Consider the following 14,469-nt stretch of genomic DNA (forward strand, 5'->3'; position numbering starts at 1 on the left):
GGATCACCCCACGGCGAACTCGACCGTCCCGGTCGCCGGGTCGGCCACCGCGACCCTGGCCAGTACCCGGTCTCCGGCGGAGAGCGGACCGCGGCACCGGGCGAGCACCGGCGGCTGCGGCAGGTAGACCTCCCCCGGCTCGTCGCGCAGGACGATCACCTCGACCTCCTGCCCGATCCGGTCGGCGAACAGCACCGCCTCGGTGCGGTCGACGCAGGCCCGGTCGACCTTGCCCGCCACCGTGTCCGACGCGGCCATCAGCGACGGCAGCGTCGGCAGCGCCTCGCGGACCCAGTCGGCAGGGTCCTCCCCCGCCGCGACCGCGAGGCAGATCTCGGTGCCGAAGCGGTCGACGAGCCGGCGCAGCGGCGCGGTCACGTGCGCGTAGGGGGCCCCGATGCCGCCGTGGCCGGGGTCGACGGGCGGCGGTGCGGCAGGTCCGTCGAACACGGCGTAGCCGGCGCCGCGCAACAGAGACGTCGCCGCCCGGCACAGCGCCAGCGCGCGCGGGGTGTCCAGCGGCAGGCCGGCGAGGAACCGGGCGGGGGTGACGTCGGCGGGCCAGCCGACGCCCAGCGCCGCGGCCAGCGCCCGCAGCCGGGCGACCGCGTCGGGGTCGGGCGCGGGCAGCGTGCGCAGCACACCCACCCCCGCGCCCAGCATCAATGTGGCGGCCGACGTGCCCGTCAGCAGCGAGATCTCGGCGTTCCAGCCGTCGAGGTCGACGCGCTGGCGGGCCCGCACGGTCCAGCCACCCGCGCCGTCGGGCACGACCTCCTGCTCGGGCAGCTCCAGCTCGACGGCCCCGCGGGCGACCGCGAGCTCGCGGCGCAACCTGCCGACCGCGGGCAGCAGCGCGATCGCGTCGGGCAACGGACGACCGGCGTCGAGGTCGGCCTGCACGCCCCCGTAGTCGAGCCGGCCCCGCGAACGGACGAGCGCACGCTCGACGGAGATGTCCACCGTCTCGCCCGCGTCGTCGAGGTCGATGGTCCACAGCACCGCGGGGCGCGGGCCGTCGGGCAGCAGGCTGGCCGCGCCCTCCGAGAGCACCGGAGGGTGCAACGGCACCGAGCCGTCGGGCAGGTACATCGTTTGGCCGCGGCGGCGGACCTCGACGTCGAGCGGACCACCGGGGACGACGACGGCGGCGAGGTCGGCGATCGCGTAGTGCACCCGGTAGCCGCCGCGGCGGGCGCGGATGCCGACCGCCTGGTCCAGGTCCTTCGAGCCGGGTGGGTCGATCGTCACCAGGTCGACGTCGGTCGCGTCGCGACGCCCGCCGGTCCGGGCCGTCGCGGCCACCGCGGCGGCGCGCGCGGCCTCGGCGAGCACGTCGGCGGGGAACTCGGCCGGCAGCGCGAACTCGGCACGCACGGCGTCGAAGTCGGGAACCGTCGCGGGGCGGCTCGGGCCGTCGTCGGGCACGGCGCGAGCGTGTCACGACCCACCCCGGCGTGGTGCGCGGGGGCCCGTCCCGGCGTGTCGCTGATCACCCGGCGGTGCCGCAGCGGTGGACGTCGCGAACGTCATGGCGGGGCCGCGACGGCGCGCCCCCGGCCCGGCGGAGGGCCGCCGATGGCGGCTCGCCCTGCGGCGCAACGGCGACGAGATCATCATCGACCCTTGCTCGGCGTCCAGGTCCGGACGCACCCGCGCGCGGCCGCCCCCGCGACGAAAGGTTCCCAGGTGGGCGCCCTGTCCGGGCCCGCCGGAACCCGTCGCCGTCCCGACTGGACAAGCGGCCGCCACGGGTCCAGATTGAGGTCACGAAGCAATATCGTTCTGGTCTCAGGAGGGAACATGAAGCTGGGTCGCAAGCTGGCCGAAGGCGTCGCCGTCGACCTCGACGCCGAGCCGATGGCCACGCCCGAGCCGCGCACCGAGCCCGAGAACACCCGCGTCGAGGTGGCCGCGACCACCGAGGAGCGGGCCGAGGTGCGCGCCGAGCACGCCGGGGTCTGATCGGAATGGTCTGGCCGGCCGCTCGCGTCCCGCGCGAACAGTCGGACAAGCCGCTCCCGGGGTTCAAGCTGGCCTACCCGATGCTGTCGGCAGACGGCTCGGCGACCGGCTTCAGCGGGGTGACGCTCGGCCGCGCGCACGTCTACCGCGCGATCGACGACGCCATCTGCGTCCACGGATCCCGGCACAGCTGCCCGTCCCGCTGGTGCGACTGCGGGTTCTACTGTTTCAACGACGCCGGCCCCGCACGCGACCTCGCGTGCGAGCCCGACTACCGGGGGGCCGTCCTGCTCGAGGTCGCGGTCTCGGGCCGGTACCGCCGGTACGAACGCGGCCTGCGCTACTCGCGCCAGCGGGTGCGCTCCGTCGAGCTCGGCCGGTGCGAGTGCGGTCGCTCGGCGTCGGTGCTCGCCGACTCCGGGACGGGGAGCCTGGGCTGGCGCAAGCTGGTCCCGGTGTGCGCGACGTGTGCCGGCGACCGTCCCGTCCTCACGGGGGACGGTTTCGGCAGGCTCAGCGGTGGCACGGTCACGGTCACGACCGAGGCCGCCGCGGCGGGTGTCTCACCGCTCGGGACGTTGGTCGGTTCCGAGTCGGCGGCGGGCGCCGTCGTCGTGCTGGGCGCGGAGCTCGCCCTCATGCAGGCCCGGCTCGACGAGATGCAGCGGCGGATCGACGAGCTGACCCGCGCGGGTGAGGACGAGCGACCGGGAGGTGGCGAGGCCGGCTGAGCTCACGACGACGGCCCGTCGTGGCCCCGACGCCGTCGGGGTCGCGGCGGGCCGTCGTCGTTCCCGCCGACGCCCCGGGGCCGACCTTCCCGGGCGTGCACGGCCCGCGCCCGTCCCCCCGGGGGCGCCACGGCGCGCCGGGCCGGCCGGCTAGCGCCAGGCCGGCAGCTGCGGCGGCCGGGAGCCGTCGCCCGTGCGCACCCGGCGGCTGCAGCCGCGGCCGCACAGCCAGGACACGAGCTCGGTGACCGGGCCGTGCACCTCGACGACCTCACCGGACCCGTCACCGACCGTCCACTCGCGAGCGTCGTCGTCGGCGACCAGCCGCATCGACGGCACGCCCGGGCGGCCGGCCATGTCACGGACCAGCCGGTCGAGCAGTTCGACGGCCATCGGCAGCGGCATGTCGGCGAACGAGGCCCCGGCGTCGAGGTCGACGGCATGCACCCACATCTCCGTGGCGCGCATCCAGAGCACCTCCGCCGCCGGGATGGCGACGCCCTGCCGGTTGCGGACCGTCGCCGACCAGGCCTGCGCCGGCATCGCCTTGGCGACCTTCGCCAGCCGGTCCGAGGTCTCCTCGACGTCGGCCCGGATCTCGGCGGGGGTACGCCGGGCGCCCGCCTCGATGTCGGCCGCGCGCTGCGCGTCGTCGGCGTAGGCCGGGGTCTCGACGCCGGTCCGCGCCCACGTCAGCAGGTTGATCATCGCGTCGGCGTTGCGCGCCACGTGGGTCAGGACGTGCGCGCGGGTCCAGCCGGGGAGCGCGGACGGGGCGGCGAACGCGTCGTCGCCGAGCCGGGTCATCAGGCCACGCAGGTGCGCGGCCCCGTCGGCGGCCCAGGCGCGGGACACCTCGACCGGCGGGGTCACGACGGGATCGTCTCCTTGCGGCAGACGTTGCGCAGCCGGCCGACACCCTCGACCGTGGTGACCATGACGGTGCCGTCGGCGAGCCAGCGCTGCGGGGTGCGGGCGGCGCCGACCCCTCCCGGGGTGCCCGTCGCGATGATGTCGCCCGGGTTCAGGGTGATGATCGCGGAGAGATAGCGCACCAGGTCGACGGCGCCGAACACGAGCTGGTCGGTGGTCGACGACTGGACGGTCTCGCCGTCGAGCTCGGTCGTGATCCGCCAGCCGCCCGCCGGCAGCTCGTCGGGCGTGACGAGCCACGGGCCGAGCGGCGTGCTCTTCTCGAACGTCTTGCCCTGCAGGAACTCCGGGGTGCGGCGCTGGTAGTCGCGGACGCTGACGTCGTTCATCACGGTGTAGCCGGCGATGGCCGCCGCGGCCTGCGCGTCGTCGGCGTGGCGGACCGGCGAGCCGATGACGACGGTGAGCTCGCACTCCCAGTCGACCTGCTCGGACACCGCGGGCAGCACGACGTCGTCGTACGCGCCGACGAGTGCCGGGGCGTACTTCGCGAACAGCGTCGGGTACTCGGGCAGCTCGTTGCCCATCTCGAGGACGTGGTCGCGGTAGTTCAGACCGGCACAGATGATCTTCTCGGGGCTCGGCACCAGCGGCGCGTAGTCGAGCTCCGCGAGCGGGTGGGACGGACCGGCCGCCGCGGCGGCGCGCTGCGCCCAGTCCGGGTGCTCCAGCAGGGCGCGCACGTCGGCGTCCCCGGTCTCCACCGCAACGCTGTCGTCGACGCGGACCGCGCGGGTCCCCGTCGCGGTGCGGATGGTGGCCAGTCTCATCGTTCCTCCTCGGTGCGGGACGCCCGGCAGTCTCCCCCGCCGCGGGCCGCGCCGCCGAGGAGGGGTGCACGCCGTCGATCACGGTTGGGGCCCTCGACAGGGCCCGGCCGCGTGGCCCGATGGGTGAATGCGGCACCGATGTCCAGGTACACCGCCCGCGCGGGGCCCGGCAGGGACGCCCGCCCCTCCCGGACGACGCGACTGTGATTCCCGCCGCTGTATCGACCAAGACGACCCGGTTCGACGCCGCTTCGACGCCGCGCTCGCGTGGGCCCGGGAGCACGAGCGGCGCGCCAGGGCGGTCCCGGGTCGTGAGCGGCGATGGTCGCCATGGCGACCATCGCCGCTCACGGCGTCAGATCGCCTCGGTGTCGGCGGAGGCCCCGCCGCCGCGGACGGGCAGGTCCGCGAACACCGCGGGCGGCTCGCGCCACGGGTCGGCGGGCCGCCCCGCGCTCGCCTCCTGCACCGCCCGCCAGACCCGCTGCGGCGTGCACGGCAGGTCGATGTGGCGGATGCCGAGGTGGCTGAGCGCATCGACGACCGCGTTCTGCACCGCCGGTGTCGAGCCGACCGTCGCCGACTCGCCGATGCCCTTGGCGCCCAACACGTTCATCGGGGTAGGGGTCTCGGTCGTGACGGCCTCGTAGCCGATCAGATCGGCCGCCGACGGGATGTGGTAGTCGGCGAGCGTGCCGGTCAGCGGGTTGCCGGCCTCGTCGTAGAGGATCTCCTCGTACAACGCCTGGGCGATGCCCTGGGCGAGCCCGCCGTGCTGCTGGCCCTCGACCAGCAGCGGGTTGAGCACCCGGCCGCAGTCGTCGACCGCGATGTGGCGCAGCAGCGTCACGTGCCCGGTCTCGGTGTCGACCTCGACGACCGACACGTGCGCACCGAAGGGGAACGTGGCGCCCGCCTGCCGGGCGTCGAGGCCCGCGAACAGCTCCTCCCCCGCCTCGGCGGCCGCGCCCGCGACCTGGCTCCAGCTGACGGTGGCCGTCGGCACCCCGGCCACACCGAAGGCGGACTCACCGTTCCCGCCGTCGACGAGGTCGACGTCGTCGGGCGAGGCCTCCAGCAGCTCCGCGGCACGCCGCCGGGCCTGGCCGAGCACGTCGTCGGCCGCCGCGGAGACGGCCGAGCCGCCCATCTGCAGCGACCGCGACCCGCCGGTCCCCCCGCCGCGCGGCACGAGCGCGGTGTCGGACTGGACGAACGTGATGCGCCCCATGGGAATGCCGAGCGTGTCGGAGGCGATCATGGCGAAGGCCGTCGCGTGGCCCTGGCCGTGCCCCGACGTGCCGGCCGAGACCGTCGCGCTGCCGTCGGAGTGGATGCGCACCGAGCCGAACTCGCTGCCGCCGCCACCCGCGGTGATCTCGACGTAGACACTCATCCCGATGCCGAGCTGGCGGACCTCGCCGTCCTCTCGGCGCCGGGCCTGCTCGGCGCGCAGCTTGTCGTAGTCGGCCAGCTGCAACGCCTCGCGCAGCGGCAGGTCGTAGTCACCGACGTCGTAGTTCGCGCCCACGACCGTCGTCAGCGGGAACGCGGCCGGGTCGTGGAAGTTGCGACGGCGCAGCTCGGCCGGGTCCATCCCCAGCTCGGCGGCGGCGATGTCGACGATGCGCTCGAGGTGCGCGGCCGCCTCCGGACGGCCGGCACCGCGGAACGCGCCCATCGGCGTCGTGTTCGTCATGGCGACGACCGAGTCGTAGGACACCGTCGGGATGTCGTAGACGCCCGGCGCCATGATGTAGGTCATGTTCATCGGCAGCGCACCGCCGAACCACGCGTAGGCACCGCCGTTGCCGATCACCCGCGCCTTGAGCCCGGTGATCTTCCCGTCGCGGGTCAGGCCCAGCTCGTAGTAGCCGATCTGGTCGCGCCCGTGCGGCATCGAGAGCAGGTTCTCCGAGCGCGTCTCGACCCAGGACAGCGGACGGCCCAGTGCCCGCGCGGCGCCGATCGTCGCGGTGTGCTCGGCGATCAGCCCGGCCTTGCCCCCGAAGCCGCCGCCGACGTGCGGCGCGATGACCCGCACCCGCGACTTGTCGAGGTCGAAGATCCCGGCCAGCTGCGCCTGGAACCCGTGCGGCATCTGGGTCGACACGTGGACGACGAGATCGTGGTCGCCGTCGCCCGCCGGGTCGACGACGATCGCGTTGCCCTCCATGGGCACGACGGCCAGCCGCTGGTTGACCATGCGCGCCCTGACGACGACGTCCGCACCCTCGAACGGGTCCGCGCCGTCGGCGCCGCGCAGCCCGGCCGACATGTTGGACCCACGTTCCGGGAACTGCAGCGGCGCACCGTCGGCGAGCGCAGCCTCCGGGTCGACGACCACGTCGAGCGGGTCGTAGTCGACCTCGACGAGCTCGGCGGCGTCGACGGCGGCGGCCTTGGACTCGGCGACGACCATGGCGACACACTCGCCGACGAAGCGCACCCGGTCGGACGCGAGCGGCGGGCGGGGGATCTCGGGGTTGAGCGGCATGAGCCCGTGATGGGCCGGGAGGTCGAGGTCGGCAGCCGTGTAGACGGCGACGACGCCCTCCGCGTCCGCGGCCGCGGAGGTGTCGATGCCCGTCACGATCGCGTGCGCGAGGGGGGAACGGACGAATGCGACATGCAGCAGACCCTCCTTGCGGAGGTTGCCGACGTATGTTGAGGCACCGGTGAGGAGTTCGGGGTCCTCGACCCTCCGGACCGCTGTACCCAGCAGGGATCCAACCATGTGTCGCACATTACGACCGGATCCGCGTCACGGCTGCGTCGGACTCGCCACATCCGGCGGTTGACGACTCGGGCCAGGTCAGGGAGGGTGGCACGAGATCCGACAGCCACATGCCCCGCGGCACCGGCCCACCCCGGTCGCCGCGTCCCCCGGGAGGTCGGACCGGTCGGGGGCCGGTTCGACCTCCCGCCCATCACGTGGTGAGTACGGTCCTCTCATGCCCGAGTTCCACCACATCGACGTGCTCCCGCTCGGCCCGGACGACACCGAGTACCGCCGTCTCGACCTCGAGCCCGGCACCGTCGTCGAGTCCCCCCAGCTCGGCCGGACCTTCCTGCAGGTCGACCCCGCCACGATCACCGCGCTGGTCAAGCAGGCGGTCACCGACATCCAGCACCAGCTGCGGCCCTCGCACCTGGCCCAGCTGCGCGCCATCGTCGACGACCCGGAGGCCTCGGCCAACGACCGGTTCGTCGCGACGGACCTGCTGCGCAACGCCTGCGTCTCCGCCGGCGGGGTGCTGCCGATGTGCCAGGACACCGGCACGGCGATCGTCGTCGGCAAGCGGACCGAGACCGTACTGACCGGCGGGGACGACGAACGCGCCATCTCCCGCGGCATCTACGAGGCCTACGACGAGCTCAACCTGCGCTACTCGCAGATGGCGCCGACGTCGTTCTGGGACGAGAAGAACACGGGCACCAACCTGCCCGCACAGGTCGAGCTGTACTCCGCGCCGGGCGAGCAGCCCAAGTACGAGTTCCTGGTGATGGCCAAGGGCGGCGGCTCGGCCAACAAGACCTTCCTCTACCAGGAGACCAAGGCGCTGCTGAACCCGGCGAAACTGGCGCGGTTCCTCGACGAGAAGCTCCGCTCGCTCGGCACCGCGGCCTGCCCGCCCTACCACCTCGCGATCGTCGTCGGCGGGATGTCGGCGGAGTACACGCTGAAGGTCGCGAAGCTGGCGTCCGCGCGCTACCTGGACACGCTGCCCGCCACGGGCTCCGGCGACGGCTCGGCCTACCGCGACCGCGACCTCGAGCAGCAGGTCCTCGAGCTGACCCGCAACTTCGGGATCGGCGCCCAGTTCGGCGGCAAGTACTTCTGCCACGACGTCCGGGTGATCCGGCTGCCCCGGCACGGCGCGTCGCTGCCCGTCGGCATCGCCGTCTCGTGCTCGGCCGACCGCCAGGCCAAGGCGAAGATCACCGCCGACGGCGTGTTCCTCGAGCAGCTCGAGCGCGACCCCGCCCGCTTCCTGCCCGACACCGAGAGCGAGGACCTGTCCGACGAGGTCGTGCGTATCGACCTGACCCGCCCGATGGACGAGATCCGCGCGCAGCTCTCGCAGCTGCCGGTCAAGACCCGGGTGTCGCTGACGGGCCCGCTCGTCGTCGCGCGCGACATCGCGCACGCCAAGATCGCCGAGCGCCTGGAGGCCGGCGAGCCGATGCCGCAGTACATGCGCGACCACCCGGTCTACTACGCCGGGCCGGCGAAGACCCCCGACGGCTACGCCTCGGGCTCGTTCGGCCCGACGACGGCCGGCCGGATGGACTCCTACGTCGCGCAGTTCCAGGCGGCGGGCGGGTCGCTCGTCATGCTGGCCAAGGGCAACCGCTCGCAGCAGGTCACCGACGCCTGCGCCGCGCACGGCGGGTTCTACCTCGGCTCGATCGGCGGCCCCGCCGCGCGGCTCGCGCAGGACTGCATCCGCAAGGTCGACGTCCTCGAGTACCCGGAGCTGGGCATGGAGGCCGTCTGGAAGATCGAGGTCGAGGACTTCCCCGCGTTCGTCGTGGTGGACGACAAGGGCAACGACTTCTTCGCCTCGACCTCGCAGCCGACCCTGCAGGTGGGTTTCCGGCGCTGACGCCCGGCACACCCGGGCGCCCCGTCTGTCACGAACGGCCCGTTCGTGCAGTCCTGTTGCACGAACGAGCCGTTCGTTCCCCGCGGGGGCGGCGGGTCAGGGGGCGGCGGGTCAGGGTGCGGCGGGTCAGGGTGCGGCACTGCCGGTGAGCGCCGCCGTGGCGGCGGCCGTGGCCCGCGTGACGAGGGTCCGCGCCGCCGCCGAGCCCGACGACGCCGCGTTCTTGCTGAAGATCGCGATCACGTACCGGTCGCCGGGGAGCACTCCCGTGGTGTGCAGGTAGAACTGCGTCCCGATCCACATCCAGCCCTGCTTCGCCGCGACACCCCGGGCGCGGGGCGGGGCGAGCAGTCCGAAGGCCTGGTCGAAGCCGTCGGCACCCGTGTCCTGGGCACTCGTCAGGGCGTTCATGATCATGTCGCGGCTGCTCGGGGCCATCGAGGTCAGCACGTAGTCGTAGAGGGTGACGACGTCACGCGCCGAGATCAGCGCCTCGCCCCACTGCGAGGGGTCGGTCGGTGGGGCGGAGTCGGTGAGCCCCGCCAGCGCGATCGCCTGGCTCACGGTGGCCGGACCGCCGAACTTCTCCCACAGCGCGTCCATGGCCTGGTCGTCGCTGAGGCTCAGCGCCCGCTGGATGTCGGTGGTGTCGGCGGCGGAGAGCGTGACCTCGCCCGTCTCGACGCGGTGCAGGATCGCGACGACCGTGTACAGCTTCACGACCGACGCCGAGTAGAACTGCTCGCTCCCCCGCGCGCCGACGGCCTGCTGGCCGGTGTCGCGGTCGAGCACCGCGACGCCGAGGTCGCTCGGCGAGGCCGCGTCCACCGCGTCCACGGCCCGGACCGCGGCGGTCACCGCGGCCGCCGACGCCGCCGACGCCTTCTGCGTCGCGGTGTCGGGTGTCGCGTCGGCCACGGGCGTCGTCGCCGGGGTCGACGGCGGCGCTGCCGCGGGCGCGTCCGCCGTGGCGGCCGCGGCGGACGCCTGGCCCCCGCCCCAGTCCCCACCGAAGCCGACCAGTGCCAGGGCCGCCAGCGCGACCGCCGTCACGGCCGCCGAGGCCGTCAGCCTGCGCAGCGTGCGCCGTCCGTTCACACCTCGATGACGGCTCGGCGACGCAGATCGTTGCCATTGGGCAACTATCCATAGCGGACCGACAGGTTCGGGCCGGGTTCACAGCATCTGCCCAGGTCGACGATCTTGCCCAGCCGACCCGGGTGCGGTAGCGCCGGCCCGGGTGCGATGGCGTGCCGGCCCGGGGGTGGGGGCGCGCCCCCGGCCGCGCCCGTCAGCTCAGCCGGCGGGGACCTCCCCCGTCGTCGCGGGTCGGCGGCGGGCCGAGCACCATCCGCGCCCCCGTCACCACGGCCCCGTCGGGCGAGGCGACGACCGGGTCGAGGACGACCGACCGCACCTCCGGCAGCTGCTCGGCCAACGTTCCGAGGCGCAGCACCAGGTCTTCCAGTGCCCCCAGCTTCGCGGGCGGGTCCCCGCGGTACCCGGCGAGCAGCGGGGCGGCCCGCGGGGCCCGGATGAGGGCGGCGGCATCGGTCGTCGAGACCGGCAGGACCCGGAACGCGCGATCGCCGAGGAGCTCCGTCGCGAGCCCGGAGAGCCCGAACGACAACAGGGAGCCGAACGACGGGTCGTCGACGATCTCGAGCACGCACGACATCCCGCGCGGTGCCATGACCTGCACGTACACCTCGTCCCCGCCGGTCTCGGCCGCGAGCGCCGCGTACCCGGCGGCGACGGCGTCGGCACCGGTGAGGTCGAGCCGGACACCGACGAGGTCGGAGCGGTGCCGCCAGCGCGGCGCGGTGGCCTTGAGCGCCACCGGGTACCCCAGCTCGGCCGCGGCGGCGACGGCCTCCTCGGCCGACCCGACGAGCCGGAAGGGCGCCACCTCGATGCCGTAGCAGCCGAGGACGGCCGTCGTCTGGTCGTCGTCGAGCACGAGCGTGCGCGGCGCCGGGTCGTCCGGTGCCGGCTCGGCGAACAACCGCGCGACGAGGTCACGGGCCTCGTCGGTGCGGGTGCCCTCGGGAACGATGAACTCGCCGAGCGGAGTCGCCCGCCAGCGCGCGTACCGCACCACCCGGCTCAGCGCGGCCACCGCCCGCTCCGGGCTGGGGTAGCTGGGCACCGACCCGGGCCCGGGCCCCCGGCCGTCGGCCCGCGGCTCGGCCAGCTCGGCCGGGACGCCCTCGGCGGCAAGGAACGTCGTCACGACTGGCTTGCCCGAACCCGCGACCGCCTCGCGCAGCGCCCGCGCGTAGGGCGCGCCGTGGGTCGCGACCGGCGGGACGAACACCGCGACGAGCGCGTCGACGTCGTCGGCGGCGACGGCCTCGCGCACCGCCGCGGCGAACGTGGCCGGGCTCGCGGCCGCGCCCACGTCGACCGGGTCGCCGACCAGCTCGAGCTCCTCGTCGAGCAGGCCGTCGGCGACGAGGACCCCCAGCGCCGTCGAGTTCCCGACGACCGCGACCCGCGGGCCCGACGGCAAGGGCTGCAGGGCCAGCAGGAGCGCGGTGTCGAACAGCTGCGCGACGGTGGCGACCCGGATGACGCCGGACTGCTCGAAGAGCGCCTGGACGCTGGAGTCGTCGATCGGGACGGCTCGCGAGGACCGGGCCGGCAGCGGCACCCGGCGCCCGCTCTTGACCGCGACCACGGGCGTGGTGCGGGCCAGCCGGCGGGCGAGCCTGCCGAACTTGCGCGGGTTGCCGAAGGTCTCCAGGTAGAGCAGCACGACATCGGTGTCGGGGTCGCTCTGCCAGTACTGCAGCAGGTCGTTGCCCGAGACGTCGGCCCGGTTGCCCGCGGAGACGAACGTCGACAGGCCGAGGCCGCGCTCGGTCGCCGCCTGCAGCAGCGCGATCCCCAGCGCTCCGGACTGGGAGAAGAACCCGACCCTCCCGGCACCCGGCAGCGCGGGGGCGAGCGTCGCGTTGAGCCGCACCCCCGCCGCCGTGTTGGCCACCCCGAGCGCGTTGGGGCCCACGACCCGCATGCCGTGCGCCCGTGCCGCCTCCACCATCCGCCGCTCGGCCACGAGACCGTGCGAACCGGCGTCCGCGAAGCCCGAGCTGACGACGATCAGCGCCTTGACCCCCTTGGCCAGACAGGAGTCCATGACCTCGTCGATCCCCGCGGCGGGCACGGCGACGACGGCGAGGTCGACGTCGTCGGGGATCTCGGTGACCGAGGCGTAGGCACGCACCCCGCGGACCGACCGGGCGTCGGGGTTCACCGGGTAGACGGGGCCGGTGAAGTTGCCGCGCAACAGGTTCAGCAGGACGGCGTGCCCGATCTTCGACGGGTCGGTCGACGCGCCGATGACGGCGACCGAGCGCGGGTGCAGCAGGTTGTGCACGCTGCGCGCCTCGGCGGCCTGCTCGCGGGCGTCGCGCACCGCGAGGGAGCGCTCGGTCGGGTCGATGTCGAACTCGAGGTGCAGGACGCCGCCGTCGTAGGCGCGGCTGACCTGGTAGCCCGCGTCGCGGAAGACCCGGACCATCGCGTGGTTCTCGACCAGCACCTCCGCCTCGAAGCGGCGCAGCCCGTTCTCCCGCGCGGCGGCCGCGAGGTGCTCGAGCAGGATCGAGCCGATCCCGCGGCCCTGGTGGTCGTCACGGACGACGAACGCGACCTCCGCCGAGCCGCCGTCCTCCGGTGTGGGTCCCAGTCCCTCGTAGCGGCCGACGGCGACGATCTCGTCGCCCAGCACGCACACGAACGCGACCCGGCGCCGGTGGTCGAGGGTGGTGAACCGCTCGAGGTCGCGGTCGGGGATGCGCGGGTAGGGACCGAAGTAGCGCAGGTAGCGGGTGCGCTCGGAGAGGCGGCCGTGGAACGCACGCAGCGCGTCGGCGTCGCTCGGGTCGATCGGGCGCAGGTGCAGGATGCCGCCGTCCGAGGCGACGACGTCGGCCTCCCACTGCCGCGGATAGCCGGGCGCGCGGGCGGCGGGGCGCGTGGCGCCGTCGGCGACCGGGCCCTCGGACGGGGGGCTGTCCGAGGCGCGAGGGCTCCCGGACGGGGTGGAGCTCTCCGGCGCAGCAGGGCTCTCCGGCGCAGCAGGGCTCTCCGGCGCAGCAGGGCTCTCCGGCGCAGCGGCGGGCGTGGTCGGTTCAGTCACGGGGGTCGTCCGGGTCGAGGCCGTGCAGGGGGAAGACGGCGCGGCGCACCTCGACGATCGTGGGGTCGACGGCGGCGAAGTCGCCGCCCCACGGCTCGAAGGAGGGATCGGCGTCGTCGGACATGTGCGTCGGCAGCGGTCGACCGGTCAGCGTCGTCGCGTGCGCGATCCACTCGGCCGGCAGCGGGCGTCGGGGGTCGACGTCGCGGTCGAGGACGGTGGCGAGCAGGTGCGTCCACGACCGGGGGACGACCCGGAACAGCGAGTACCCGCCGCCGCCGAGCACGAGCCATTTGCCGCCGGCCGTGGTCTCGGCCAGATCGCGCATCCGCCGGTAGATCGCGCGCTGCCCGTCGACGGAGAGCTCGAGGTTGGCCAGCGGGTCGTCGGAGTGGGTGTCGGCGCCGCACTCGCTGACCAGCACCTGGGGGCGGAAGTTCGCGAGCAGCGACGGCACGATCGCCTCGAACGCCCGCAACCAGCCGGCGTCGCCGGTGCCGGGGGCGAGCGGGACGTTGACCGCGTAGCCGGCCCCGTCACCGACCCCGTACTCGGTCGCCCAGCCGGTCCCCGGCCACAACGTCAGCGGATGTTGGTGCATCGAGACGGTGAGTACCCGCGGGTCGTCGTAGAACGCCGCCTGGACCCCGTCCCCGTGGTGCACGTCGACGTCGACGTAGGCGATGCGCTCGTAGCCCTGGTCGAGCAGCCAGGCGATGGCAACGGCGCAGTCGTTGTAGACGCAGAACCCGGCCGCGCGGTCGCGCATCGCGTGGTGCAGCCCGCCCGCGATGTTCACCGCACGATCGGCCCCCGCGGCGATCTGGCGGGCCGCCAGCAGCGAGCCCCCCGCGATCAGCGCGCTCGACTCGTGCATGCCGAAGAAGATCGGGTTGTCGGCGGTGCCCAGCCCGTGGCCGACGCCGAACGGCATCTCCGGCGCCGAGCGCACCGCGGTCAGGTACGACGGCGCGTGCACCCGCTCGAGCTCCTCGTCGGTCGCCGGGTCCGGCTCGAGGAGCTCGACGTCGTCGAGGACGCCGAGGCCGCGGGCCAGCCGCATCGTGAGGTCGAGCCGCACCGGGTTGAGCGGATGGTCGTCGGAGAGCTGGTAGTCGAGGAACCCCGGGGTCCAGACGACGGCGGTACTGGCGCTCATGGGACCCGACCGTAAGGCAGGTGCCGTGCCTCGGCTCGCTCCGAGCGCCGGACGGCGGATCGCCGACCCGGACGGACGGCGGCGCGACCCGACGCAACGGTCGGGACGGGTCGGGGCCCCTGATGACGTTGCACGGATACTATGGTCAGCGGAC

General features: G+C 74.4%; 10 protein-coding genes. 3 read left to right on the plus strand and 7 right to left on the minus strand.

Going from position 1 to position 14,469, the window contains the following annotated elements; all coding sequences use genetic code 11:
* Positions 1–3: 3 nt before the first annotated feature.
* The gene (locus tag PSED_RS19980) at positions 4–1,428 is read right to left on the minus strand and encodes an RNB domain-containing ribonuclease (protein WP_013676055.1); all 1,425 of its coding nucleotides are present in this window, start codon (positions 1,426–1,428) and stop codon (positions 4–6) included.
* Positions 1,429–1,803: 375 nt separating this feature from the next.
* Here PSED_RS19980 and PSED_RS19985 point away from each other — a divergent pair, with 375 nt between their 5' ends.
* Both PSED_RS19985 and PSED_RS19990 read left to right on the plus strand, forming a co-directional pair.
* Positions 1,804–1,965, plus strand: a complete 162-nt coding sequence (locus tag PSED_RS19985) for a hypothetical protein (protein WP_013676056.1) — start codon at positions 1,804–1,806, stop codon at positions 1,963–1,965.
* 5 nt (positions 1,966–1,970) lie between these two features.
* A complete protein-coding gene (locus PSED_RS19990; protein ID WP_013676057.1) occupies positions 1,971–2,696 on the plus strand; it encodes a hypothetical protein in 726 nt (241 codons plus the stop codon).
* 150 nt (positions 2,697–2,846) lie between these two features.
* Here the strand turns inward: PSED_RS19990 and PSED_RS19995 are convergent, their stop codons facing one another.
* From PSED_RS19995 to PSED_RS20005, 3 genes are all read right to left on the minus strand, one after another.
* On the minus strand, positions 2,847–3,569 hold the full coding sequence (locus PSED_RS19995; RefSeq protein ID WP_013676058.1) for a maleylpyruvate isomerase family mycothiol-dependent enzyme: 723 nt from the start codon (positions 3,567–3,569) through the stop codon (positions 2,847–2,849).
* Complete coding sequence (locus PSED_RS20000) at positions 3,566–4,399, minus strand: fumarylacetoacetate hydrolase family protein (protein WP_013676059.1); 834 nt, start codon at positions 4,397–4,399, stop codon at positions 3,566–3,568. The genes PSED_RS19995 and PSED_RS20000 overlap by 4 nt, the downstream gene beginning before the upstream one ends.
* A gap of 355 nt (positions 4,400–4,754) precedes the next feature.
* Positions 4,755–7,136 (minus strand): xanthine dehydrogenase family protein molybdopterin-binding subunit, encoded by a 2,382-nt coding sequence (locus PSED_RS20005; protein WP_013676060.1) that lies wholly within the window; start codon positions 7,134–7,136, stop codon positions 4,755–4,757.
* A gap of 217 nt (positions 7,137–7,353) precedes the next feature.
* Between PSED_RS20005 and PSED_RS20010 the strand changes: the two genes are divergently transcribed.
* Complete coding sequence (locus tag PSED_RS20010; RefSeq protein ID WP_013676061.1) at positions 7,354–9,009, plus strand: fumarate hydratase; 1,656 nt, start codon at positions 7,354–7,356, stop codon at positions 9,007–9,009.
* Between the two features lie 126 nt (positions 9,010–9,135).
* On the opposite strand, the gene PSED_RS20015 is transcribed toward PSED_RS20010, so the two are convergent.
* From PSED_RS20015 to PSED_RS20025, 3 genes are all read right to left on the minus strand, one after another.
* Positions 9,136–10,107 carry a serine hydrolase gene (locus PSED_RS20015; RefSeq protein WP_013676062.1) on the minus strand — a complete coding sequence of 324 codons (972 nt, stop codon included), beginning with the start codon at positions 10,105–10,107 and terminating at the stop codon, positions 9,136–9,138.
* A gap of 193 nt (positions 10,108–10,300) precedes the next feature.
* Positions 10,301–13,156, minus strand: a complete 2,856-nt coding sequence (locus PSED_RS20020) for a bifunctional acetate--CoA ligase family protein/GNAT family N-acetyltransferase (protein ID WP_013676063.1) — start codon at positions 13,154–13,156, stop codon at positions 10,301–10,303.
* Complete coding sequence (locus PSED_RS20025) at positions 13,149–14,315, minus strand: acetoin utilization protein AcuC (protein ID WP_013676064.1); 1,167 nt, start codon at positions 14,313–14,315, stop codon at positions 13,149–13,151. The genes PSED_RS20020 and PSED_RS20025 overlap by 8 nt, the downstream gene beginning before the upstream one ends.
* Positions 14,316–14,469 lie beyond the last annotated feature (154 nt).

Origin of the sequence: Pseudonocardia benzenivorans CB1190 (genome assembly GCF_000196675.2) — a bacterium.
Taxonomy (GTDB): Bacteria; Actinomycetota; Actinomycetes; order Mycobacteriales; family Pseudonocardiaceae; genus Pseudonocardia; species Pseudonocardia benzenivorans.

Excerpts from the sequence above, each read along its gene's own strand:
- PSED_RS19985 (WP_013676056.1), top strand. The coding sequence starts at position 1,804 with ATGAAGCTGGGTCGCAAGCTGGCCGAAGGCGTCGCCGTCGACCTCGAC.
- PSED_RS19990 (WP_013676057.1), top strand. The coding sequence starts at position 1,971 with ATGGTCTGGCCGGCCGCTCGCGTCCCGCGCGAACAGTCGGACAAGCCG.
- PSED_RS20000 (WP_013676059.1), bottom strand. The coding sequence starts at position 4,399 with ATGAGACTGGCCACCATCCGCACCGCGACGGGGACCCGCGCGGTCCGC.
- PSED_RS20005 (WP_013676060.1), bottom strand. The coding sequence starts at position 7,136 with ATGGTTGGATCCCTGCTGGGTACAGCGGTCCGGAGGGTCGAGGACCCC.
- PSED_RS20010 (WP_013676061.1), top strand. The coding sequence starts at position 7,354 with ATGCCCGAGTTCCACCACATCGACGTGCTCCCGCTCGGCCCGGACGAC.
- PSED_RS20025 (WP_013676064.1), bottom strand. The coding sequence starts at position 14,315 with ATGAGCGCCAGTACCGCCGTCGTCTGGACCCCGGGGTTCCTCGACTAC.